This window comes from Citrobacter sp. On2M, assembly GCF_018035235.1.
GTDB lineage: Bacteria > Pseudomonadota > Gammaproteobacteria > Enterobacterales > Enterobacteriaceae > Citrobacter > Citrobacter meridianamericanus.
On record NZ_WPCV01000002.1, the window covers coordinates 621381 to 645244 of the forward strand.

General features: G+C 52.3%; 20 protein-coding genes and 2 rRNA genes. 13 read left to right on the forward strand and 9 right to left on the reverse strand.

The features are described from left to right. Positions 1-131: 131 nt before the first annotated feature. The 3 genes from On2M_RS05120 to On2M_RS05130 all read left to right on the forward strand — a co-directional run bounded on the left by On2M_RS05120 (position 132) and on the right by On2M_RS05130 (position 4837). A 23S ribosomal RNA gene (locus tag On2M_RS05120) occupies positions 132-3038 on the forward strand. A gap of 93 nt (positions 3039-3131) precedes the next feature. Next, positions 3132-3247: ribosomal RNA gene (gene rrf, locus On2M_RS05125) — 5S ribosomal RNA — on the forward strand. Between the two features lie 291 nt (positions 3248-3538). Continuing rightward, complete coding sequence (locus On2M_RS05130; RefSeq protein ID WP_210904466.1) at positions 3539-4837, forward strand: MFS transporter; 1299 nt, start codon at positions 3539-3541, stop codon at positions 4835-4837. Here On2M_RS05130 and On2M_RS05135 read toward each other — a convergent pair. From On2M_RS05135 to trxC, 5 genes are all read right to left on the reverse strand, one after another. Beyond that, positions 4834-5157, reverse strand: coding sequence for a YfiM family lipoprotein (locus On2M_RS05135; RefSeq protein ID WP_151217696.1), 324 nt, complete (start codon positions 5155-5157; stop codon positions 4834-4836). The two genes, On2M_RS05130 and On2M_RS05135, sit on opposite strands and share 4 nt — an antisense overlap. A 44-nt stretch (positions 5158-5201) precedes the next feature. Next, the gene (gene pssA, locus On2M_RS05140) at positions 5202-6557 is read right to left on the reverse strand and encodes a CDP-diacylglycerol--serine O-phosphatidyltransferase (protein ID WP_003835350.1); all 1356 of its coding nucleotides are present in this window, start codon (positions 6555-6557) and stop codon (positions 5202-5204) included. A gap of 114 nt (positions 6558-6671) precedes the next feature. Continuing rightward, the gene (gene pat, locus On2M_RS05145) at positions 6672-9332 is read right to left on the reverse strand and encodes a protein lysine acetyltransferase (protein ID WP_187253578.1); all 2661 of its coding nucleotides are present in this window, start codon (positions 9330-9332) and stop codon (positions 6672-6674) included. 36 nt (positions 9333-9368) lie between these two features. Then, positions 9369-10067, reverse strand: coding sequence for a tRNA-uridine aminocarboxypropyltransferase (tapT, locus tag On2M_RS05150; RefSeq protein ID WP_151217695.1), 699 nt, complete (start codon positions 10065-10067; stop codon positions 9369-9371). A 69-nt stretch (positions 10068-10136) separates the two neighbouring features. Then, positions 10137-10556, reverse strand: a complete 420-nt coding sequence (gene trxC, locus On2M_RS05155; protein WP_200058354.1) for a thioredoxin TrxC — start codon at positions 10554-10556, stop codon at positions 10137-10139. Between the two features lie 207 nt (positions 10557-10763). Between trxC and On2M_RS05160 the strand changes: the two genes are divergently transcribed. Then, positions 10764-11843 (forward strand): tRNA/rRNA methyltransferase, encoded by a 1080-nt coding sequence (locus On2M_RS05160; protein WP_151217694.1) that lies wholly within the window; start codon positions 10764-10766, stop codon positions 11841-11843. A 33-nt stretch (positions 11844-11876) separates the two neighbouring features. On the opposite strand, the gene ung is transcribed toward On2M_RS05160, so the two are convergent. Further along, positions 11877-12566 (reverse strand): uracil-DNA glycosylase, encoded by a 690-nt coding sequence (gene ung / locus On2M_RS05165; protein ID WP_151224102.1) that lies wholly within the window; start codon positions 12564-12566, stop codon positions 11877-11879. Between the two features lie 317 nt (positions 12567-12883). On the opposite strand from ung, the gene grcA reads away from it, so the two are divergent. After that, positions 12884-13267, forward strand: coding sequence for an autonomous glycyl radical cofactor GrcA (gene grcA / locus On2M_RS05170; RefSeq protein ID WP_003037563.1), 384 nt, complete (start codon positions 12884-12886; stop codon positions 13265-13267). Positions 13268-13346: 79 nt separating this feature from the next. Here grcA and eamB read toward each other — a convergent pair whose 3' ends face one another. Further along, positions 13347-13934 carry a cysteine/O-acetylserine transporter gene (gene eamB / locus On2M_RS05175; protein WP_151217692.1) on the reverse strand — a complete coding sequence of 196 codons (588 nt, stop codon included), beginning with the start codon at positions 13932-13934 and terminating at the stop codon, positions 13347-13349. Between the two features lie 102 nt (positions 13935-14036). On the opposite strand from eamB, the gene On2M_RS05180 reads away from it, so the two are divergent. Then, the gene (locus On2M_RS05180) at positions 14037-14933 is read left to right on the forward strand and encodes a LysR family transcriptional regulator (protein ID WP_210904467.1); all 897 of its coding nucleotides are present in this window, start codon (positions 14037-14039) and stop codon (positions 14931-14933) included. Between the two features lie 16 nt (positions 14934-14949). On the opposite strand, the gene srmB is transcribed toward On2M_RS05180, so the two are convergent. Beyond that, positions 14950-16278 (reverse strand): ATP-dependent RNA helicase SrmB, encoded by a 1329-nt coding sequence (gene srmB / locus On2M_RS05185; protein WP_210904468.1) that lies wholly within the window; start codon positions 16276-16278, stop codon positions 14950-14952. 130 nt (positions 16279-16408) lie between these two features. Here srmB and trmN point away from each other — a divergent pair, with 130 nt between their 5' ends. After that, complete coding sequence (trmN, locus tag On2M_RS05190; RefSeq protein WP_210904469.1) at positions 16409-17146, forward strand: tRNA1(Val) (adenine(37)-N6)-methyltransferase; 738 nt, start codon at positions 16409-16411, stop codon at positions 17144-17146. On the opposite strand, the gene nadB is transcribed toward trmN, so the two are convergent. Then, a complete protein-coding gene (gene nadB, locus On2M_RS05195) occupies positions 17131-18753 on the reverse strand; it encodes an L-aspartate oxidase (protein ID WP_151217690.1) in 1623 nt (540 codons plus the stop codon). The two genes, trmN and nadB, sit on opposite strands and share 16 nt — an antisense overlap. Positions 18754-19015: 262 nt before the next feature. Here nadB and rseD point away from each other — a divergent pair, with 262 nt between their 5' ends. The 6 genes from rseD (at position 19016) to lepA (ending at position 23864) form a co-directional block, all read left to right on the forward strand. Next, complete coding sequence (gene rseD / locus On2M_RS05200; protein ID WP_151217689.1) at positions 19016-19180, forward strand: rpoE leader peptide RseD; 165 nt, start codon at positions 19016-19018, stop codon at positions 19178-19180. After that, entirely contained in the window at positions 19177-19752 is a 576-nt protein-coding gene (gene rpoE / locus On2M_RS05205) for an RNA polymerase sigma factor RpoE (RefSeq protein ID WP_003037573.1), read from the forward strand. The genes rseD and rpoE overlap by 4 nt, the downstream gene beginning before the upstream one ends. A gap of 31 nt (positions 19753-19783) precedes the next feature. Continuing rightward, positions 19784-20434: an anti-sigma-E factor RseA gene (rseA, locus tag On2M_RS05210; RefSeq protein WP_047501529.1), complete on the forward strand. Its 651-nt coding sequence runs from the start codon at positions 19784-19786 to the stop codon at positions 20432-20434. Further along, positions 20434-21390, forward strand: a complete 957-nt coding sequence (rseB, locus tag On2M_RS05215) for a sigma-E factor regulatory protein RseB (RefSeq protein ID WP_151217688.1) — start codon at positions 20434-20436, stop codon at positions 21388-21390. Before rseA ends, rseB begins: the two co-directional genes overlap by 1 nt. Continuing rightward, the gene (rseC, locus tag On2M_RS05220; protein ID WP_187253573.1) at positions 21387-21851 is read left to right on the forward strand and encodes a SoxR-reducing system protein RseC; all 465 of its coding nucleotides are present in this window, start codon (positions 21387-21389) and stop codon (positions 21849-21851) included. The genes rseB and rseC overlap by 4 nt, the downstream gene beginning before the upstream one ends. Positions 21852-22064: 213 nt before the next feature. Next, on the forward strand, positions 22065-23864 hold the full coding sequence (lepA, locus tag On2M_RS05225) for a translation elongation factor 4 (protein WP_210904470.1): 1800 nt from the start codon (positions 22065-22067) through the stop codon (positions 23862-23864).

The following is a 23864-nucleotide window of genomic DNA, read 5'->3' on the forward strand; positions in this document are numbered from 1 at the left end:
TCTGGATCAAGCTGAAAATTGAAACGACACACTGTTTCATTTCTCCGTAATAAGAAATGAAAAAAGGTGTGTTCGAGTCTCTCAAATTTTCGCAACACGATGGTGTTTTACGAAACATCTTCGGGTTGTGAGGTTAAGCGACTAAGCGTACACGGTGGATGCCCTGGCAGTCAGAGGCGATGAAGGACGTGCTAATCTGCGATAAGCGTCGGTAAGGTGATATGAACCGTTATAACCGGCGATTTCCGAATGGGGAAACCCAGTGTGTTTCGACACACTATCATTACGTGAATACATAGCGTAATGAAGCGAACCGGGGGAACTGAAACATCTAAGTACCCCGAGGAAAAGAAATCAACCGAGATTCCCCCAGTAGCGGCGAGCGAACGGGGAGCAGCCCAGAGTCTGAATCAGCTTGTGTGTTAGTGGAACGGTCTGGAAAGTCCGACGGTACAGGGTGATAGTCCCGTACACCAAAATGCACAGGTTGTGAACTCGAAGAGTAGGGCGGGACACGTGGTATCCTGTCTGAATATGGGGGGACCATCCTCCAAGGCTAAATACTCCTGACTGACCGATAGTGAACCAGTACCGTGAGGGAAAGGCGAAAAGAACCCCGGCGAGGGGAGTGAAAAAGAACCTGAAACCGTGTACGTACAAGCAGTGGGAGCATCCTTCGGGATGTGACTGCGTACCTTTTGTATAATGGGTCAGCGACTTATATTCTGTAGCAAGGTTAACCGTATAGGGGAGCCGAAGGGAAACCGAGTCTTAACTGGGCGTTAAGTTGCAGGGTATAGACCCGAAACCCGGTGATCTAGCCATGGGCAGGTTGAAGGTTGGGTAACACTAACTGGAGGACCGAACCGACTAATGTTGAAAAATTAGCGGATGACTTGTGGCTGGGGGTGAAAGGCCAATCAAACCGGGAGATAGCTGGTTCTCCCCGAAAGCTATTTAGGTAGCGCCTCGTGAACTCATCTTCGGGGGTAGAGCACTGTTTCGGCTAGGGGGTCATCCCGACTTACCAACCCGATGCAAACTGCGAATACCGAAGAATGTTATCACGGGAGACACACGGCGGGTGCTAACGTCCGTCGTGAAGAGGGAAACAACCCAGACCGCCAGCTAAGGTCCCAAAGTCATGGTTAAGTGGGAAACGATGTGGGAAGGCACAGACAGCCAGGATGTTGGCTTAGAAGCAGCCATCATTTAAAGAAAGCGTAATAGCTCACTGGTCGAGTCGGCCTGCGCGGAAGATGTAACGGGGCTAAACCATGCACCGAAGCTGCGGCAGCGACACTATGTGTTGTTGGGTAGGGGAGCGTTCTGTAAGCCGTTGAAGGTGGCCTGTGAGGGTTGCTGGAGGTATCAGAAGTGCGAATGCTGACATAAGTAACGATAATGCGGGTGAAAAACCCGCACGCCGGAAGACCAAGGGTTCCTGTCCAACGTTAATCGGGGCAGGGTGAGTCGACCCCTAAGGCGAGGCCGAAAGGCGTAGTCGATGGGAAACAGGTTAATATTCCTGTACTTGGTGTTACTGCGAAGGGGGGACGGAGAAGGCTATGTTGGCCGGGCGACGGTTGTCCCGGTTTAAGCATGTAGGCGGAGGTTCCAGGTAAATCCGGTACCTTTTAACGCTGAGGTGTGATGACGAGGCACTACGGTGCTGAAGTGACAAATGCCCTGCTTCCAGGAAAAGCCTCTAAGCATCAGGTAACACGAAATCGTACCCCAAACCGACACAGGTGGTCAGGTAGAGAATACCAAGGCGCTTGAGAGAACTCGGGTGAAGGAACTAGGCAAAATGGTGCCGTAACTTCGGGAGAAGGCACGCTGATATGTAGGTGAAGCGGTTTACCCGTGGAGCTGAAATCAGTCGAAGATACCAGCTGGCTGCAACTGTTTATTAAAAACACAGCACTGTGCAAACACGAAAGTGGACGTATACGGTGTGACGCCTGCCCGGTGCCGGAAGGTTAATTGATGGGGTTATCCGTAAGGAGAAGCTCTTGATCGAAGCCCCGGTAAACGGCGGCCGTAACTATAACGGTCCTAAGGTAGCGAAATTCCTTGTCGGGTAAGTTCCGACCTGCACGAATGGCGTAATGATGGCCAGGCTGTCTCCACCCGAGACTCAGTGAAATTGAACTCGCTGTGAAGATGCAGTGTACCCGCGGCAAGACGGAAAGACCCCGTGAACCTTTACTATAGCTTGACACTGAACACTGGTCCTTGATGTGTAGGATAGGTGGGAGGCTTTGAAGCGTGGACGCCAGTCTGCGTGGAGCCAACCTTGAAATACCACCCTTTAATGGCTGGTGTTCTAACGTTGACCCGTGATCCGGGTTGCGGACAGTGTCTGGTGGGTAGTTTGACTGGGGCGGTCTCCTCCTAAAGAGTAACGGAGGAGCACGAAGGTTAGCTAATCCTGGTCGGACATCAGGAGGTTAGTGCAAAGGCATAAGCTAGCTTGACTGCGAGAGTGACGGCTCGAGCAGGTGCGAAAGCAGGTCTTAGTGATCCGGTGGTTCTGAATGGAAGGGCCATCGCTCAACGGATAAAAGGTACTCCGGGGATAACAGGCTGATACCGCCCAAGAGTTCATATCGACGGCGGTGTTTGGCACCTCGATGTCGGCTCATCACATCCTGGGGCTGAAGTAGGTCCCAAGGGTATGGCTGTTCGCCATTTAAAGTGGTACGCGAGCTGGGTTTAGAACGTCGTGAGACAGTTCGGTCCCTATCTGCCGTGGGCGCTGGAGAATTGAGGGGGGCTGCTCCTAGTACGAGAGGACCGGAGTGGACGCATCACTGGTGTTCGGGTTGTCATGCCAATGGCATTGCCCGGTAGCTAAATGCGGAAGAGATAAGTGCTGAAAGCATCTAAGCACGAAACTTGCCCCGAGATGAGTTCTCCCTGAGACTTTAAGTCTCCTGAAGGAACGTTAAAGACGATGACGTTGATAGGTCGGGTGTGTAAGTGTAGCGATACATTGAGCTAACCGATACTAATGAACCGTGAGGCTTAACCTTACAACGCCGAAGATGTTTTGGCGAAGAGACAGATTTTCAGCCTGATACAGATGACATCGACAGACTAAAAAGTGTGTTGATAAACAGAATTTGCCTGGCGGCTGTAGCGCGGTGGTCCCACCTGACCCCATGCCGAACTCAGAAGTGAAACGCCGTAGCGCCGATGGTAGTGTGGGGTCTCCCCATGCGAGAGTAGGGAACTGCCAGGCATCAAATAAAGTGAAGAAGCCCATCCTGCCGGATGGGCTTTTTTGCGTCTGTGCGCAGTGAAATCCGCCGGCTGCGGCGTGCCTGCCTTATCCGGCCCACAAAAGTCCGCACTATATCTGACCGATAACTCGGATCTATTCCTCGAACATATCTGAATCCTTTCTCTGCTAATTAAAACCGTGATCTTTCTCGCACAATAAAGCATAACAAATGTATAACATTTGATTCACCAAAAAATACACAACCATCATTGATAAATTCATGCGATCGTTGGCAGGGGTACAATTTTAATGGCTGATAGCAGTGTAACTGATAACGGGGCGCTGACAGACGGCGATACCCGTCGCCGTATATGGGCGATTGTCGGAGCATCATCAGGGAATCTGGTCGAATGGTTTGATTTCTATATTTATTCTTTCTGCTCTCTCTACTTTGCTCATATCTTTTTTCCATCTGGAAACACCACAACGCAACTCTTACAAACCGCCGGCGTTTTTGCTGCAGGTTTTCTGATGCGACCGATTGGCGGTTGGCTGTTTGGCCGCATCGCAGATAAGCATGGGCGTAAAAAATCTATGCTACTGTCCGTTTGTATGATGTGTATGGGATCGTTGGTGATCGCTTGTCTTCCGGGATATGAAACCATCGGCACATGGGCTCCTGCGCTATTGCTGCTGGCAAGACTCTTTCAGGGGCTGTCTGTCGGGGGGGAATACGGAACCAGTGCAACTTATATGAGTGAAGTGGCCGTTGAAGGTAAGAAAGGTTTTTATGCTTCATTCCAGTATGTGACGTTAATTGGCGGGCAGTTACTGGCATTGCTGGTTGTGGTCATATTACAGCAAACGTTAGAAGATTCAGCCCTAAGAGCGTGGGGGTGGCGTATTCCCTTTGCGCTGGGAGCCGTGCTGGCTATTGTTGCGCTATGGTTGCGTCGCCAGTTGGATGAAACCTCGAAACAGGATGTTCGCGCGCTGAAAGAAGCGGGATCTCTGAAAGGTCTGTGGCGTAATCGTAAAGCGTTTATCATGGTGCTTGGCTTTACCGCTGCTGGCTCGCTGTGTTTTTACACGTTCACAACCTATATGCAAAAATATTTGGTTAACACCGCCGGCATGCATGCCAACGTAGCCAGTGGGATTATGACAGCCGCGCTGTGCGTGTTTATGCTGGTGCAACCGCTGTTTGGTGCTCTGTCAGATAAGATTGGCAGACGTACTTCAATGCTGTGCTTCGGCGCGTTGGCCGCGATTTTTACTGTTCCCATTCTGACAGCATTGCAAAGCGTGACGTCCCCGTACATGGCGTTTACTCTGGTGATGTGTGCCTTGTTGATCGTGAGCTTCTATACATCAATCAGCGGTATTCTGAAGGCTGAAATGTTCCCAGCGCAGGTGCGCGCTCTGGGGGTTGGGTTATCTTATGCGGTGGCTAATGCCCTGTTTGGTGGTTCAGCCGAATATGTTGCGTTATCCCTGAAGTCTGTCGGTATGGAAACGACATTCTTCTGGTACGTTACAGCGCTGGCAGTCGTCGCATTTTTGGTATCATTGATGCTGCATGGGAAGGGGAAAGGTCTGCGCCTCTAGTAATGTGCCAATTGCCAGACCGCATAGCCGGTAGACGCGCCAGCAACATCCCAGGCGAAGTCCTTCCAGCTCCAGCCACTCCCTGCGGGGCGGCTGTCCCACAGCTCTTTTGACGCGCCCAGGCTGACTGAAAACATCAGGCCGATAGCCGCACTGCGATCGCGGCTGTTGCCCTGATGTTGGGCATATTCGTTTCCGGCTGCGGCAAGCATGGCGGAGGCGATAAAGTGTTGAGCCTTGTCTTGCCCACTCCAGCGGTCGTTAGCCATGTGGCTGCAGCCAGAAATGACCAGGATACTGGTAAGAATCAACAGACGCACCGTGGCCTCCATAGGAAAAACCCCGTCACTGGACGGGGTCTTGGTTACAGAATACGGCTAATTAATCTGTCGATACGAATACGGCGTAGTCGACGGATGAGCTTACGTACTTTGACTGGATAGTCGGCAATGCTCTGCAGGTCGCGATAGTGCTTAACGACGGTGGTATGCGTGCGGATGAGCTCCAGCTCTTTATCGCGCTGGGGAGTCAGCTCTTGCTTAGGATCGTGGATAAGAATGGCGTTTTCCAGATCCAGACGCCAGGCGCGAGGGTTAAGGTTGTTGCCAGTCAGCAGCATCCATTTATCATCAACCCACATGCCTTTCAGATGATAAGTGTTGTCATCATCTTTCCATAAGCGCACGACCAGCTGGTCGGTATTCACGTAATACTGCAGTCTGCTCAGGAAACGGCGTAGGTTAATTTCATACAGATAAGGCAGCGCGCCGATGATCTTAAATGGCTCATCTTCGGGAATGAAAAAGTCGTTGGCGGTTTTATCACCGACAATAATTTCGACCTTTTTCCCTTCACGCAGCAGCTGAATGATATTGCGCACCAGTATAGCTGGCAGGTTGAAATAAGGGGTACAGATTGTCAGCTTGTGCTCCGCGCAGGGCATAAGGTGGAAAATGGTCTTATTTAACAGACTGGATTTTCCAAGGCCCACCAGAGGCGTAACCGAAAGCTGTTCATTATCCGCATCCCCCTGAAAATGGAATGACGCATCACGCAGTTCCTGACGGTACAGGCGGATGTCATTTTTAATTTCCGGGCTTTTAGGGCGATTGATATCATCAAGGCGATTAACGCCACGACCGTTCATCAGGTTCTGCGTAACCCAATCGAACATAATATCGGCCATTTGTGCGTTGCGAATCAACTGATAACGGTCATAGCGATATTTATCATGCTGATGCAGATAAACATCGTTCAGACTGGCCCCGCTGTACAGGACGCTATCATCGATGATAAAGCCTTTGAAATGCAGGACGCCAAGCGCTTCGCGGGTGTTAATCGGAACGCCGTAGACAGGGATATCAATACCCGGATTTTCCTGCGCCATTCGGCAATACCAGTCAGCGTTGGTATTCGATGCCGCGGCACCAATACGTCCACGCTGGGCTCGGTGCCAGTCGACAAGCACCCGTACATCCAGCTCTGGACGCTGCCGTTTTGCCGCATAGAGCGCGTCGAGAATGCCTTTGCCACCGTCATCCTGTTCCAGGTACAGCGCAATAATGCAGATCCGTCGCGTCGCGCTGGCTATTTTTTCCAGCAGAGTCTCCCTGAAATTAGCGGGAGCATAAAAGAAATCTACATCATCAACTGACTGAGAAATCTTGGGTAGTTGGGCAAGGTGTTGTTGATGTTTATTACGCTTAAATTTTGACAACATCACAGTGCATTTCTTCTCTGTTCATTGGAGGGTCCTCTGTGCTATGCAGACGACATAAGCGGGCAATGATACCACCAGTACCCATTAATGTGGTCAACATTTCCAGTACCTTACTCACGATTCCTCGAATTGGGCCAGATCAAGCGTTAGCCCAACAATTCCCTCTTCGAGTTGGACGTCAACGACAAACCCGAGTTTTCGGGCCAGGGCGACCATCCCACGATTGTTTGGCATCGTAATACCATTCAAACGTATAAGTCCGTGATCTCGGGTATATGAAATTAACTTTTCCATCAACCGACGACCCAGCCCGAGCCCTTTGAGATCTGAACGTACCAGCACGGCAAACTCGGCGTCAACGTTATCAGGATCCGAGATTGCCCTCGTTACGCCGAGGATCTCTTGCTGATTATCTTTACAGCGTACTGCAACGAAGGCCATTTCCCGATCGTAGTCGATCTGCGTCATATTGGCTAAATCTTCATGGGTAAATTCGTTGATCTCACTGAAATAGCGATAATAAAGATCTTCTTTGGTTACCTGAGATATGAACTGCTGCAGATGAGGTTCGTCCTCCGGTAAAATGGGACGGAACAGGCAGCGTTCCCCGTTTTTCAACTCCACCCATTCTTCAAGCTGATGGGGGTAGGGACGGACAGCCAGTCGGCTTTCATTGTCCCCCGTAAAAGGGGCAATGTCCAGTGTGACATCCAGGGCGGTAAATTCACCGGCGGAGGCCAGCAGCGGATGAATATCCAGCCGCTGAATTTCCGGACAATCGACGATCAGGTTGGAGACCTGCACCAGAAGCTGGCTTAACCCGGCGATATCCAGCGGGCGTAGTGCGCTGCGAGCGCGGATCTTTTTATTTTTGATTCCCTGGATAACCAGATAACGTGCCAGATTCATGTTCAATGGCGGCAAGGCCACCACGGCTTGCTCTTCTGGTCGCCACTCAACTCCGCCTTCGCCCAGCATAATCAACGGGCCAAATACCGGGTCGTGTTCAACGACAACGCGTAGCTCCTGAGCGCCAGCGCGATTTGCCATACTTTGTACTAATAAACCGTGAATGCGTGCCTGCGGCCAGGCCATTTTCACCCGATCAAAAATCGCATTGGCTGCTTGCTGCACCTCTGTTGCTGTACGCAGGTAGAGCATTACCCCCTGAACTTCCGATTTATGCGGGATATCAGGAGAACGCAGCTTGAGCGCCACTGGGTAGCCGATTTGCTCCGCAATGTGTACGGCCTCTGCACTGTCGCTGGCGATCCATGTCGGCAGTGTGTGTAAGCCATAGGCCTGTAAAATTGGCTGCACTTCATGGGTATCCAGCGACGTTGCGCCTTCTGCAATCGCCTGTTGTAACAGATTATGCGCTTCGGCGGTGTTGGTGGTCAGATTGTCGGGCAGCGCAGGCGTTTCACGCAGTTGCTTCTGGTTGCGCCGGTACTCCACCATATGCATAAACGCCGTGATGGTGCCTTCTGGCGTGCGGTAGGTTGGTAATCCGGCTTCGCTAAACAGTCTGCGTGCTTCCTGTGAGGAAAACTCTCCGCACCAGTTGGTCAGCAACGAGACGAACTTGCCGCGCGGATGATGCTTTACTGCTTCGATCAACGCTTGCGCGCTTTCGGTTCCTGGGGCGGCTGCACTGGGTGAGTGAATCACCATTAGCGCGTCGAAATCCTGGCTGGCAAGCAAAATATCCACTGTCTTCACATAGTGCTCGCTGCTGGCGTCGTCCCGCAGATCCAGCGGGTTGGCGATGTCAACGTGTTCAGGTAACGCATCGCGTAATTTCTGGCAGGTATCTTCACACAATGTCGCCAGCTTGCCATTTTTTGACCACAGTTCATCTAATGCCAGTGCGGCTGGCGCGGCTCCATTGCTAATGATCATCAGCCTGTCGCCACGCAGCGGGCGCATGTGGCTCAGGGTTTCCACTGCTGAGAACAGCTCGTGAGTGTCTTGTACGCGTAATAAACCGGCGCGCTGAATAGCTGCATCCCACGCCGGATCCATCCCTGCGCTGGTATGCAGCAGGCGCTGAGCCGCCGGACTGCGACCACTTTTGATCACCAAAATGGGTTTGTTGCGCGACGCGCTACGTGCGGCGGAGACAAAGCGGCGGGCATCGCTTAAATGTTCGAGATACAGCAAGATCGCACTGGTTTTGCTGTCGCGGGCAAGGTAATCAAGCAACTCATCAACGTCGATATCCAGGCTGTCACCCAGCGCGATAAACCAGGAAAAACCCATGTCGCGCTGCTGTGCCCAGTCCAGAATGGTGTTAGAAATCGCCGCCGACTGGGAAATAAATGCCAGCTTACCGCGCTTGATGGGGACGGGGGAAAAGCTGGCGTTAAGCCCCTGCCAGGGCGCGAGAAGCCCCAGACTGTTGGGACCCAGCAGACGTATGTTGTAGCGTGATGCGCAGGCCAGCAGCTCCGCGTGTTGCGTCGTGGGAGCCGAGAGAATAATGCAGGTTTTACAGCCTTTCTCGCCAAGCGCTTCGAGCAACGTCAGGTTGCGGCTGGCATTGGTGCACAACACGGCGAGATCGGGGCTAAAAGGCAGGCTGCTGATATTGGGCCAGGCCAGTACGCCCAACACCGCTTTCCAGGCGGGCGTCACCGGTAAAACAGGTCCGTTGAAACCACCTGCAAGCAGATTACGCATCATCAGGTAACCCGCGCGATTAGGCTTCATTGACGCCCCAATCACCGCAATAGATTTCGGTCGCAGGAGTGCTTCCAGACCACGCTGACTCATATCGGCTTCCTTAATGACACCAGTGACCGAATGATTTTAAACGCTTTCTGGCGAGTCTGCTGTGACGCTTCCCTGATGTTGCGTTTTTCCTGCCAGGTAGCGTGTTTTAAAACGCGTGAAGTGCTCACCTAATCCTTCGGCTGCCTGCGTATCGCCTGCCAGATCCAGTAAAGCGATTGCCACTTCGGCAGTGCAATATTGCCCCTCGGCATGAACTTCGCGCAGATGGTAAGCGGAAAGGCGTGACAAATCGACGGAGATCACCGGCAGGTTATCAAGGTACGGGCTTTTGCGAAACATTTTGCGTGCCTCAGGCCAGGTGCCGTCGAGCATGATAAACAATGGGGGCTTACCGGCTGGTGGCGTGAAAATCACTTCACGCTCTTCACCCGCATAGGAGGCCGGGAATACAACCATCGGCTGGTAATCCGGATTTTTCACCAGTTCCAGCAGCGCCTGCGGTGGCTCGGTACGTGACCACTGAAAAGCCGTTGTTTCGGGGAGGATATCGGCAATTAAACGCCCGGTATTGCTGGGTTTCATCGGTTCAGTATCAAACATCACCAGGCAAAAACGGCTTTTCGCCTGAGCTGGTGTCAACGTTTCACACAGGCACAGTTTCAGCGGTAGCAGGCAGCGCTGACAGCGACGGATGCGATTACCTCGGGCAAGAAAAGGGCGCGTGGCGCGCGCAAGACGCTCGGCACGTAACTGGAGAACGGCGTTATTGGTCATGGGGAAGCACGTTGAAAAATGCTATTGTCTCAAAGGACAAAACGGGGCACAAGATGTGCCCCGCAGAGTTTATAATGATTCGTTAAGCCAGCTATCAAACGGGGCCTTAGGTACGGCACCATTAAGCATGTCGACGATTTCACCTTTTCTGAAGATCATGATGGTTGGAATGCTGCGGATACCGAAGCGGGCGCTGAGCTCACGTTCGGCTTCCGTATTCACTTTCACAAAACGTACTTTACCGCTACGCTCTTCCGCGACATCTTCAAAAATTGGGGCGAAGTTGCGGCATGGACCACACCAGGGGGCCCAAAAATCAACCACCACCGGGAGATCGTCTTTTAACAGTTTATCCAGTGTTTCACCGGTCGCATTGATCACCTTCCCATCAAACAGATCGTGACCACAGCGTCCGCATTTAGCCGCTTCCTGGACACGATCGTCGGGGATGCGGTTGATAGCCTGGCAGCTGGTACAAACGGTATTCATAACTAACCTCTGGATGAGTGGAGTGGACTTCCCGGCAGTAATGCCAGTATGTTTCTATTATGTTACATATTATCAGGGAGTCTGTTCTAAACAACAATGCGTTTTATTCAATGAGTACAATAGTCCTTAGCTTTTAAATGAAATAATGGCTAACGACGTGCACATCGGGTAATCTGCGCGCTTCGCGCAGAGCAGGTGGAGAAAAACATGAGCGACGAACTGAAGAACAAAAACGGCAAGGTCAAAGTGATGTACGTCCGCAGTGACGATGACTCGGACAAACGCACCCAAAATCCACGTACTGGTAAAGGCGGCGGTCGCCCCGGTACTTCCCGAGCCGAAGGCGGTCGTCGCCCTGCCCGTGATGACAGAAAGGGTCCGAACAGCGAACGAGGCCGTGAACGTGGCCGTGACCGCGATGTAGAACGCGACCGCAGACGTGAAGATTCACCATGGCGTACCGTGTCCCGCGCACCGAGTGATGATGCACCGGAAAAAGCCGATCACGGCGGTATCAGCGGCAAAAGCTTTATCGATCCGGAAGTATTACGTCGCCAGCGCGCGGAAGAAACGCGCGTTTACGGTGAGAATGCCTGCCAGGCTCTGTTCCAGAGTCGTCCGGACGCTATCGTCCGCGCCTGGTTTGTTCAGAGCGTAACCCCGCGTTTTAAAGAAGCATTACGCTGGATGGCGGCAAACCGCAAAGCCTACCACGTGGTTGACGAAGCCGAACTGGCGAAAGCTTCCGGCACTGAACACCATGGTGGCGTCTGTTTCCTGATCAAAAAACGTAACGGTACTACCGTTAAGCAGTGGGTGAGTCAGGCGGGGGCGCAGGATTGCGTACTGGCGCTGGAAGACATCGCCAACCCGCATAACCTGGGCGGCATGATGCGTAGCTGTGCGCACTTTGGTGTGAAAGGCGTGGTGGTGCAGGATGCGGCGTTGCTGGAATCGGGTGCGGCTATCCGTACTGCTGAAGGTGGAGCAGAGCACGTTCAGCCGATTACCGGTGACAGTATTGTCGATGTGCTGGACGATTTCCGTAACGCAGGTTACACGGTAGTGATGACCTCAAGCGTGAAAGGCAAACCGCTGTTTACGACCACGCTGCCGGAAAAAATGGTGCTGGTATTAGGGCGTGAGCGTGAAGCTCTGCCAGAAGCGGCATGTTCAGCCGACGACCTGTGCGTGGCGATTGACGGTACCGGCAAGGTAGAAACACTCAACGTTTCTGTCGCGACCGGCGTACTGCTCGCGGAATGGTGGCGTCAGAACAAAGCCTGATAATAAAAATGCCAGCGAATCGCTGGCATTTTTTTACTCGCTTTCTGCGGGTAATACCGGCATCCAGTCAATCGGTTTTTCACCTCGTTGTTCCAGCCATTTATTAGCCAGTACAAAGTGATTGCAACCAAAGAACCCGCGATGCGCAGAGAGCGGTGATGGGTGTGGCGCTTTCAACACATGGTGACGCTGCGCATCTATAATCGCGCCTTTCTTCTGTGCGTGAGAACCCCAGAGCAGGAAAACCACGCCTTCCCGATGTTGATTAATCAGGCTAATCACTTTATCGGTAAATGTTTCCCACCCGAGACTGGCATGCGAATGAGCCTGGCCGGCGCGGACGGTAAGCACGGTGTTGAGTAACAGTACGCCCTGGCGTGCCCAGCTTTCCAGATATCCGTGCGTGGGGCGGGTGAAGCCGGGAATTGTTGCTTCCAGCTCTTTGTACATGTTCAGCAACGAAGGCGGAGTGGCAATCCCCGGACGAACAGAGAACGCGAGACCGTGTGCCTGGCCTGGGCCGTGGTAGGGGTCTTGTCCCAGAATGACGACTTTAACGTCGCCAAGTTCGGTAAAGCGAAATGCGTTAAATACATCTTTTTGCGGAGGGTAAATAGTCATACCCGACTGACGTTCGCCCGCTACTGTATGCAGCGTGTTAACAAAATAAGGCTGCTGTTTTTCTTCAGCCAGCACATCGTGCCAGGTTAATTCGGTGGCCATCTCGCTCTCCTGCGAATTTTCAATCCCTCTAGCTTAACTGCTTCTTTCAGCGTCGCAAAATTCTGTACGTTTCTCAAGGGGCTACCCCTTAAAGATAGTTGAAAATTTATGTAAAAAGTTTAGCGCTGAATATGACGTAAGTTGATGTAAAACAATAAAATCCACCTATCACCACTTTTGATGTGTGGTTTTTGTTGATTTAAATCAAAGATTCAAGGGTGGGTGAGGGGTATATATACACTCAAGCAACAATGGTTTTACCAATTGGCCGGATGACGGCCAACCGAGATCAAATAATTTTGCCGGGGAGGCATCAAATGATTACAGGTATCCAGATTACTAAAGCTGCAAACGACGACCTGCTGAACTCTTTCTGGCTGCTGGACAGCGAAAAAGGCGAAGCACGCTGCATCGTTGCGAAAGCAGGTTTCAATGCCGATGAAGTCGTTGCCGTCAGCAAACTGGGTGAAATCGAATACCGTGAAGTACCGGTAGACGTACAGCCGGAAGTCCGTGTGGAAGGTGGTCAGCATCTGAACGTAAACGTTCTGCGTCGTGAAACGCTGGAAGATGCGGTTAAGCATCCGGAAAAATATCCGCAGCTGACCATTCGTGTTTCAGGTTATGCAGTGCGTTTCAACTCTCTGACTCCAGAGCAGCAGCGCGACGTTATTGCCCGTACCTTTACTGAGAGCCTGTAAGGTTCACGGGGAATAACCCCGTCCAGCAGAGAATCTATAAGCGGAAGATGCCAGTGCGTCTTCCGCTTTTTTATATCCGTTAGTAAAAAATCCTCACCGCACAATACACCAACAGTAATGCCAAAATGATATTCAGCTGCCGACCGTAACGGCGAAAGATGCGCTGAAAAAGATGGCCCGCCAGCGCCCAACAGGCATTCCCGAAGGTGCCGATAAGCGCCAGAAGAAGACTCACTCCAATCAACCACTGCGCGTCCTGCGTATACGGCAATACAAATGTGGATAACGCGGTAATGCCGTACAAAATAATTTTGACGTTAACAAACTGCAGGCCAAAACTCGCCCAGAAGCTAATGGGTTCTGACTGTAAACCATCGTTTGTCGCCGGGCTGGTGGCAATCTTCAGCGCCAGCCACAGAATATAAGCGGCTCCGGCCCAACTGAGCCAATGGATGATGGCCGGGTCTATATTCGCCAGCGAAAACGAAATCCCGGCGCACATCAGCATGACGATTAAAAAACCAAGACTCATTCCGGCCAGAACGCGCGTACTCTGACGAAAACCGTGTGACGTTGCGGCACTGAGCGCAAGGATGTTGTTTGGCCCGGGAGTTAACGCGGTAATCAATGTATAGGTCCAGAATGCACTTAAAAGGGTGGGGGTCACTTGTTATCTCCTCTGTTTTGGTAGACAGTACCCGAGATAAAACATTTAAAAAAATGAATGTTTTTGCATTCTGAGTTCGATATTTTCGATGGGTTGGTGCGGATGGATTTACGTCGGTTTATTACGCTAAAAACAGTGGTAGAAGAAGGTTCATTCCTGCGGGCTTCACAAAAGCTTTGCTGTACGCAGTCAACGGTTACCTTTCATATTCAACAGCTTGAGCAAGAACTCTCGGTGCAGCTGTTTGAAAAAATTGGTCGCCGGATGTGTCTTACCAGCGAAGGAAAACGGCTGATGCCGCATATACATGACCTGACGCGTGTGATGGCCTCAATTCGTCAGTCCGTACAACAGGATGCGCAGCCGAGCGGCGATCTGCGCGTCGCCACCGGTGAAACGCTGCTGGCATATAAAATGCCGCAGGTTTTACAGCGATTTAAACAACGTGCGCCCCATGTGCGGCTGTCCTTACAGTCGCTCAACTGTTATGTCATTCGCGATGCGCTACTCAGTGATGAGGTCGACCTGGGCGTATTTTATCGTGTTGGTAATGACGATGCCCTTGAGATGATGCCGCTTGGCGATCAGTCTCTGGTGTTAGTGGCTTCGCCGTTGCTTCAGCAGATTGATTTTACTCGACATAACCAGCACATTCCCTGCAGCTTTATCATTAATGAGCCGCAATGTATTTTCAGACAACGCTTCGAGGGACTTCTGCGTAAACGGCAGATTACACTGGAAAATACCATTGAGTTATGGAGTATTGAGAGCATCAAGCAGTGCGTATCGGCAAATCTTGGGGTCAGCTTTTTGCCGCATTTTGCCGTTGAGAAGGAGCTACGTTCAGGGGAATTGATTGAATTACCGTTTAGTAAACAGCCCGAGTTAATTACGGCATTGTGCGGCTATCATGCCGGGAAAGCCGTTAGCCCGGCGATGCGGGTGTTTATTGAGTGTATTGAAGAGAGCTTTGCGACGCATGAAAAAAAGCCGGGCTAAATGGCCCGGCATTCGGTTACTCTTTGTCGGACTGCTGAGTAGCAGCTCCGCTCGGCTTACGACGTTTGCCGATATTTTTGGCGTCGCGGTGACGTTTCTTCACGCGCGGTTTCTCTTTCTCTTTTGCTTTTTTCTCGGCACGCTTCGCCAGTACTTTCTTGGATGGCTTGCCGTTAGATTTCTCACTTGGCGCGCGCGTGGTTGGACGCAGTTCGTCGATGACGCGTGCTTTCAGTGGCTCGTCAATATAGCGGCTCGCTTTGCCAAGCAGCAGGTGATCATGCGCTTCAACCAAAGAGATTGCAGTACCTTTACGGCCTGCACGACCGGTACGGCCAATGCGGTGCAGATAAGCATCGCCACTGCGCGGCATGTCGAAGTTAAACACATGGCTGACGTCAGGAATATCGATCCCACGAGCGGCAACGTCGGTGGCAACCAGCACATTCACACGACCATCAGTCAGGCGTTTGATCGCTTCATTGCGTTTGTTCTGCACCATCTCGCCTTCGAGGTAGCAGTTATTGATGCCCGCCTGGCGCAGCCAGCCTGCCAGCTCGTGCACACGCTCGCGTTTACGTACAAAGACAATCGAGCGGGTCGCTTCTGGCTGTTTTAACAGATGGATCAGCTGGGCAGTTTTGTGCTCGATGTCATCGGCACGGTAGTAAAACTGATGGATCTTCTTGCGTTCGCGGGTGGACGGATCCGCCGAAACTTCGACAGGATCTTCCAGCAGGCGCTCGGCAAAGTCTTTGATCGCATCGCCTTCCAGCGTGGCGGAAAACAGCATCGTTTGCTTGCGCCAACGGGTTTCACCCGCGATATGCTCAATGTCCTGGGCAAAGCCCATATCCAGCATACGGTCTGCTTCATCAAGGATCAGCGTCTCAACCGCATGGCAGTCGAAGTTCTCTTCTTTAATATATTGCAGCAGACGACCGGTGGTAGCGACCACGATGTCCTGGTTTTCGCTAAAGACTTCCATGTGGTTCATGTAAGCCACACCACCAGTAATAGTCGCGATATCCAGATGTGTATTCTTCGCCAGTTCACGGGCATGTTCAGCAACCTGCATCGCCAGTTCACGCGTTGGCGTCAGAATTAAAATGCGTGGCGGACCCGATTTTTTGCGCGGGAAGTCGAGCAGGTGCTGCAACGCTGGCAGCAAATATGCCGCCGTTTTACCGGTGCCTGTCGGCGCAGAACCGAGTACATCACGGCCATCGAGCGCAGGCGGTATGGCGGCAGCCTGAATGGCGGTCGGGCGAGTGAAACCTTTTTCCTGGAGGGCATCCAGAAGGCTTTCATCGAGTTCAAGTTCGGAAAAAGTCGTTACAGTCATGTTCTACCTCTGAGTGGGGCGCTGATTATAGACGTTACGGCTGCAATCTTCATCTGTTTGTATGGATATACCTTCTCAGGTATTGTTTTTATCCTATGTTATCGTTTTTTTTCCAGGAAGGTTGTTCTTCATGCCCCAGTCTACATCCGTACTTAGACGTAATGGATTTACTTTTAAGCAGTTTTTTGTGGCACACGATCGTTGTGCAATGAAAGTCGGAACGGACGGCATTTTATTGGGGGCCTGGGCGCCCGTTGCTGGTGTTAAACGAATCCTGGACATTGGTACCGGGAGCGGTCTGTTGGCGCTGATGCTGGCCCAACGTACTGATGAAAACGTCATCATTGACGCCGTGGAGCTCGACGTTGACGCCGCGCAGCAGGCGCAGGAGAACATCGCGCAATCTCCGTGGATGCATCGTATGAACGTGCATACGGAAGATGCCCAACAGTGGATACCACGCCAGACCGTGCGTTTTGATTTGATCATCAGCAATCCTCCCTATTATGAACAGGGCGTGGAATGTGCTACGCCGCAGCGCGAGCAAGCACGCTACACCACCACGCTCGATCATCAAGCATTGCTTACGCTGGCGGCGGACAGCATTACGGAAGACGGTTTTTTTTGCGTGGTGCTACCGGAGGAGATTGGTAACGCATTTACTCAGCTGGCACTTGGCATGGGCTGGCACCTGCGATTGCGCACGGATGTAGCAGAAACCGAGGCCCGTCTACCGCATCGGGTATTGCTGGCATTCTCCCCGCAGGCCGGGGAGTGCTTTAGCGACAGACTGGTGATCCGTGGGCCAGACCAACGTTACTCTGAAGGTTACACGGCACTGACCCAGGCGTTCTATCTGTTTATGTGATGACTGAGCGGCGAGAGAATTGACGGGCCTGCCTCTGGAAGCTGTTCTGGATAATCCAGCGTGTAGTGCAGGCCCCGACTCTCTTTGCGCATCATCGCGCAGCGGACAATCAGCTCAGCAACTTGCACCAGATTGCGCAATTCCAGTAAGTTGTTCGACACACGGAAATGCGCATAATACTCGTCGATTTCCTGTTGCAGCATGGTGATACGGCGCAGGGCGCGTTCCAGACGTTTAGTGGTGCGCACAATACCGACGTAATCCCACATAAACAGCCGTAGCTCATGCCAGTTATGCTGAATGACAACCAGCTCATCCGGATTTTCTACCCGGCTTTCATCCCAGCCTGGGAGCGTGCTGACGCCGCGCGCATAAGGCATACGCCTGTCGATATCTTCCGCAGCGGACCAACCGTAAACCAGGCACTCCAGTAATGAGTTCGACGCCATTCGGTTAGCACCATGCAGGCCGGTGTAACTCACTTCGCCAATTGCATATAGCCCGTCGACATCCGTACGACCAAAGTCATCCACCATCACCCCGCCGCAGGTATAGTGCGCGGCAGGAACAATGGGGACTGGCTCTTTGGTCAGATCAATACCCAGTCCCAGCAATTTTTCGTAAATCATTGGAAAATGCTGACGAACAAATTCTTCGGGCTTATGGCTGATGTCGAGGAACATACAGTCAGCGCCAAGGCGCTTCATTTCGTGGTCAATGGCGCGGGCGACAATATCTCTGGGAGCCAGTTCGCCACGCTCGTCAAAATCGGGCATAAAGCGTGAACCGTCCGGGCGCTTCAGGTGTGCGCCTTCGCCACGTAGCGCCTCGGTCAGCAGAAAATTGCGTGCCTGCGGGTGATACAGCGCCGTCGGGTGAAACTGGTTAAACTCCAGATTGGCGACACGGCATCCTGCACGCCAGGCCATCGCAATGCCGTCGCCCGAAGAAATATCCGGATTTGTGGTGTATTGATACACTTTTGATGCGCCACCGGTAGCCAACACTACTGACTTCGCATGGCAGGTCTCAACGGCTTCCTTATTACGGTTCCAGATCCAGGCTCCGACAACCCGACGCGTTCCCGGCAGACCGATTTTATCAGAGACAATCAGGTCGACGGCATTGCTGCGTTCGAGAACCCGGATGTTGGGATGATTTTGCGCCTGGCTGACGAGGGTGGTTTCAACTTCTTTGCCGGTGGCATCCGCCGCATGCAGAATGCGTCGATGGCTATGACCGCCTTCACGGGTCAGATGGTAACTCTCTTCACCGTTGGGCTGAACCTGCGTATCAAATAAGACACCCTGATCGATAAGCCACTGAACGCAGCTACGGGCATTACTGGCGACAAATTCCACCGCATGGCGATCGCACAGGCCGGCTCCGGCAATCAGCGTATCTTCAACGTGGGAGTCGATGCTGTCGGTTTCATCAAACACCGCGGCAATACCGCCCTGGGCGTAAAACGTTGAACCTTCGCTGACCGGACCTTTGCTCAGAACAATGACCTGATGTTTTTCCGCTAGCCGCAGCGCCAGCGAAAGTCCAGCAGCTCCGCTGCCAATGATCAGCACGTCACAGGATAATTCAGGAGTCGTATTCATGTTTTTTGTTTAATTTACTAAACAGTGTGTGGTCACCATAGCACCACATTGGGCGATAATGCACGTTTTATTTTTATATGTGTTGCAATGACTAAACATGATAGAAAAGCGTGACGAGGGTGAAATGAGCAAAAATATTTTGTGAAGCAGGCCGTTAGCATCAGATTATGTGATGAAATAAAGTGCCCGTTGGGTTACTCTGCTGGCGGTGAAATGGGCATTTCTTACAGATAGTGCGTTGATTGGGTTATGTAGACTTATAATGAGATATAAGACCTGTCTACAACATGACAAACAAAAAACAATGCGTAACGGAACTTTACGAAACTTGAGCACTCTAAGCATTTGCTTGCTCATAGTGAAGCTGATGGAGTGGCGTTTCGAAAGCGCGTGGAAATTTGGTTTGGGGAGACTTTACCTCGGATGAGCGAGCAGTTAACGGACCAGGTCCTGGTAGAACGGGTCCAAAAGGGAGACCAGAAAGCCTTTAACCTACTGGTAGTGCGCTATCAGCATAAGGTGGCGAGTCTGGTTTCTCGCTATGTACCGTCGGGTGATGTACCCGATGTCGTACAAGAAGCATTTATCAAGGCCTATCGTGCGCTGGACTCGTTCCGGGGGGATAGTGCTTTTTATACCTGGCTGTATCGTATTGCGGTCAATACAGCGAAGAATTACCTGGTCGCTCAGGGGCGTCGTCCACCTTCCAGTGATATAGATGCGATTGAAGCAGAAAATTACGAAAGTGGCGGTGCGCTGAAAGAAATTTCGAACCCTGAGAACTTAATGTTGTCAGAAGAACTGAGACAGATAGTTTTCCGGACTATTGAGTCCCTCCCGGAAGATTTACGCATGGCAATAACCTTGCGGGAGCTGGATGGCCTGAGCTATGAAGAGATAGCCGCTATCATGGATTGTCCGGTGGGTACGGTGCGTTCACGTATCTTCCGAGCGAGGGAAGCTATTGATAATAAAGTTCAACCGCTTATCAGGCGTTGACGATAGCGGGATACTGGAAAAGGTATTAGGCATGCAGAAAGAAAAACTTTCCGCTTTAATGGATGGCGAAACGCTGGATACTGAGTTGCTCAAAGAGCTGGCTCACGACCCGGAAATGCAAAAAACCTGGGAGAGTTATCACCTGATTCGCGATTCCATGCGAGGTGATACCGCCGACGTTCTCCATTTCGATATTTCCGCCCGCGTAATGGCCGCCATCCAGGATGAGCCAGTACGTCAGACGGTGCCATTGATTCCTGAGGCCCAGCCAGCACCGCACCAGTGGCAGAAAATGCCGTTCTGGAAGAAAATGCGTCCGTGGGCCGCGCAGCTTACTCAAATGGGTGTTGCCGCGTGTGTATCACTTGCAGTTATTGTTGGCGTCCAGCACTATAATGGGCAATCTGAAACGTCCCAGCAGCCCGAAACACCGGTATTTAATACATTACCGATGATGGGTAAAGCCAGTCCGGTAAGCCTGGGTGTACCTTCTGACGCGACGGCCAGCGGCGGTCAGCAACAGCAGGTACAGGAGCAGCGTCGTCGTATTAATGCCATGTTGCAGGATTACGAACTGCAACGTCGACTGCACTCTGAACAGCTTCAGTTTGAGCAGGCCCAAACACAGCAAGCCGCTGTACAGGTGCCAGGAATTCAAACTTTAGGAACGCAATCGCAGTAATGAAGCAACTTTGGTTTGCCATGTCACTTGTGGCTGGTAGCCTGTTCTTCTCTGTCAACGCCTCGGCCAATCCTGCGTCCGGGGCGTTGTTGCAGCAGATGAATCTGGCCAGCCAGTCGCTAACCTATGAGCTGTCATTTGTCAGCATCAATAAACAGGGTGTTGAATCCCTACGTTATCGCCATGCTCGCCTGGATAACCGTCCGCTAGCACAACTGTTGCAAATGGATGGGCCGCGCCGGGAAGTGGTGCAACGTGGCAATGAAATCAGCTATTTTGAGCCAGGTCTTGAACCGTTCACGTTGAATGGCGACTATATCGTTGACTCTCTGCCATCCCTGATTTATACCGACTTCAAACGTCTTGCTCCCTACTATGATTTTATCTCAGTAGGCCGCACCCGCATTGCCGACAGGCTCTGTGAAGTGATCCGCGTGGTAGCCCGAGACGGTACTCGTTACAGCTATATCGTCTGGATGGACACGGAGACCAAGCTGCCGATGCGTGTTGATCTTCTTGACCGTGATGGCGAAACGCTGGAACAGTTCCGCGTCATCGCCTTTACCGTAAACAACGGCGTCAGCGACAGCATGCAGACGCTGGCAAAGGCCAATCTGCCGCCGTTGCTGTCAGTTCCTGCGGGCGAGAAAACCAACTTTAACTGGAGTCCGTCGTGGTTGCCGCAAGGCTTCAGCGAAGTTTCCAGCAGTCGACGCCCGTTGCCGACGATGGATAACATGCCGATCGAATCGCGGCTTTATTCTGATGGCCTGTTTAGTTTTTCTGTGAACGTAAACCGTGCGACGCAAAACAGCGCCGAGCAGCTGCTGCGTACCGGGCGTAGGACGGTCAGCACCAGCGTGCGTGACAACGCGGAAATTACGATTGTGGGCGAGCTCCCACCACAAACGGCGAAGCGTATCGCGGACAATATCAAGTTCAGGGCAGCACAATGATTAAAGAGTGGGCGACAGTCGTCTCCTGGCAAGATGGCCTGGCGACGGTTAGCTGTGACGTTAAAGCATCATGTAGCAGCTGCGCTTCCCGGGCTGGATGTGGGAGTCGCGTGCTGAACAAACTTGGGCCACAGACCACACATACCATTGTGGTGCCGAGTGACGAACCCTTAACACCCGGACAAAAAGTTGAACTGGGCATTGCCGAGGGTAGCCTGTTGGGATCAGCGATGCTGGTCTATATGTCACCGTTAGCGGGACTTTTTCTTTTCGCGGCGTTGTTCCAGGTGCTGTTTGGTTCCGACCTTGCGGCGTTAAGCGGTGCGGTACTGGGTGGCGTGGGCGGATTCCTGATAGCCCGTGGATTCTCTCGTAAGCTTGCTGAGCGTGAAGCCTGGCAGCCGGTCATTCTGAACGTTGCTCTCCCGCCCGATCTCATTCGCATTGAAACCCAGCAGTGATACCTTTGCCGGAGGGGAGGTAACGCCATCCGGCAAAAGTTTCACCGACTTTGCGTAGTTGTTTCCAGTTCCCACTATCCTTGCTCTATGAACATTTCCTCGCCTCAGCGTTGTAGTGTAGAATGCGGCGTTTCACTTAAACAGACGTTAAGCTCAGAACAGCGACTTCTCAGAGCCTGCTCAGGCGGGCGTAAGGCACAATAATTACACTATATGAAGAACATACGTAACTTTTCAATCATAGCTCACATCGACCACGGTAAATCGACGCTGTCTGACCGTATTATCCAGATCTGCGGTGGCCTGTCTGACCGTGAAATGGAAGCGCAGGTTCTCGACTCGATGGATCTTGAGCGTGAGCGCGGTATTACTATCAAAGCGCAGAGCGTGACGCTCGATTTCAAAGCATCTGATGGTGAAATCTATCAGCTTAACTTTATCGACACCCCGGGCCACGTTGACTTCTCGTATGAAGTTTCCCGTTCGCTTGCCGCCTGTGAAGGCGCACTGCTGGTGGTTGACGCCGGACAGGGTGTCGAAGCGCAGACCCTGGCGAACTGTTATACCGCCATGGAAATGGATCTGGAAGTGGTGCCGGTTCTGAACAAAATCGACCTGCCAGCCGCCGATCCTGAGCGCGTAGCAGAAGAGATTGAAGACATCGTCGGCATCGACGCGACTGATGCTGTTCGCTGCTCGGCGAAAACCGGCGTGGGCGTGACCGACGTGCTGGAACGTCTGGTGCGCGACATTCCGCCGCCGGAAGGCGATCCGGAAGGTCCGCTGCAGGCGTTGATTATCGACTCCTGGTTCGATAACTACCTGGGCGTGGTTTCGCTGGTGCGTATTAAAAACGGCACCATGCGTAAAGGCGACAAAATTAAAGTGATGAGCACCGGTCAGGTCTACAATGCCGACCGTCTGGGGATCTTCACACCAAAACAGGTTGATCGTACCGAGCTGAAATGCGGCGAGGTAGGTTGGTTGGTGTGTGCAATCAAAGACATCCTCGGCGCACCGGTTGGCGATACCCTGACGCAGGCACGTAACCCGGCAGACAAACCGTTGCCAGGCTTTAAAAAAGTGAAGCCGCAGGTGTACGCTGGTCTGTTCCCGGTGAGCTCTGACGACTACGAAAACTTCCGTGACGCCCTCGGCAAGCTGAGCCTCAACGACGCCTCCCTGTTTTATGAACCGGAAAGCTCGACCGCGCTGGGCTTCGGCTTCCGTTGTGGCTTCCTTGGTCTGCTGCACATGGAGATCATTCAGGAACGTCTGGAGCGTGAATACGATCTGGATCTGATCACCACCGCGCCGACCGTAGTTTACGAAGTTGAAACTACGGCGAAAGAGACTATCTACGTCGATAGCCCGTCCAAGCTGCCACCGCTGAACAATATCTACGAACTGCGTGAGCCGATCGCTGAGTGTCACATGCTGCTGCCGCAGGCTTACCTTGGCAACGTGATCACCCTGTGTATCGAGAAGCGCGGCGTTCAGACCAACATGGTTTACCACGGTAACCAGGTGGCGCTGACCTACGAAATCCCGATGGCGGAAGTGGTACTCGACTTTTTCGACCGTCTGAAGTCGACTTCGCGCGGCTATGCGTCGCTGGACTATAACTTTAAACGATTCCAGGCGTCTGACATGGTGCGCGTTGATGTCCTCATCAACAACGAACGTGTCGATGCGCTGGCGCTAATCACCCACCGCGACAATTCCCAGAGCCGTGGCCGCGAACTGGTTGAGAAGATGAAAGATCTGATCCCTCGCCAGCAGTTTGATATCGCGATTCAGGCAGCCATTGGTACGCACATCATTGCGCGTTCAACGGTTAAGCAGCTGCGTAAAAACGTTCTGGCGAAATGCTACGGTGGCGATATCAGTCGTAAGAAAAAGCTGCTGCAAAAACAGAAAGAGGGTAAAAAGCGCATGAAGCAGATCGGTAACGTCGAACTGCCGCAGGAAGCCTTCCTCGCCATTCTGCATGTCGGTAAAGACAGCAAATAA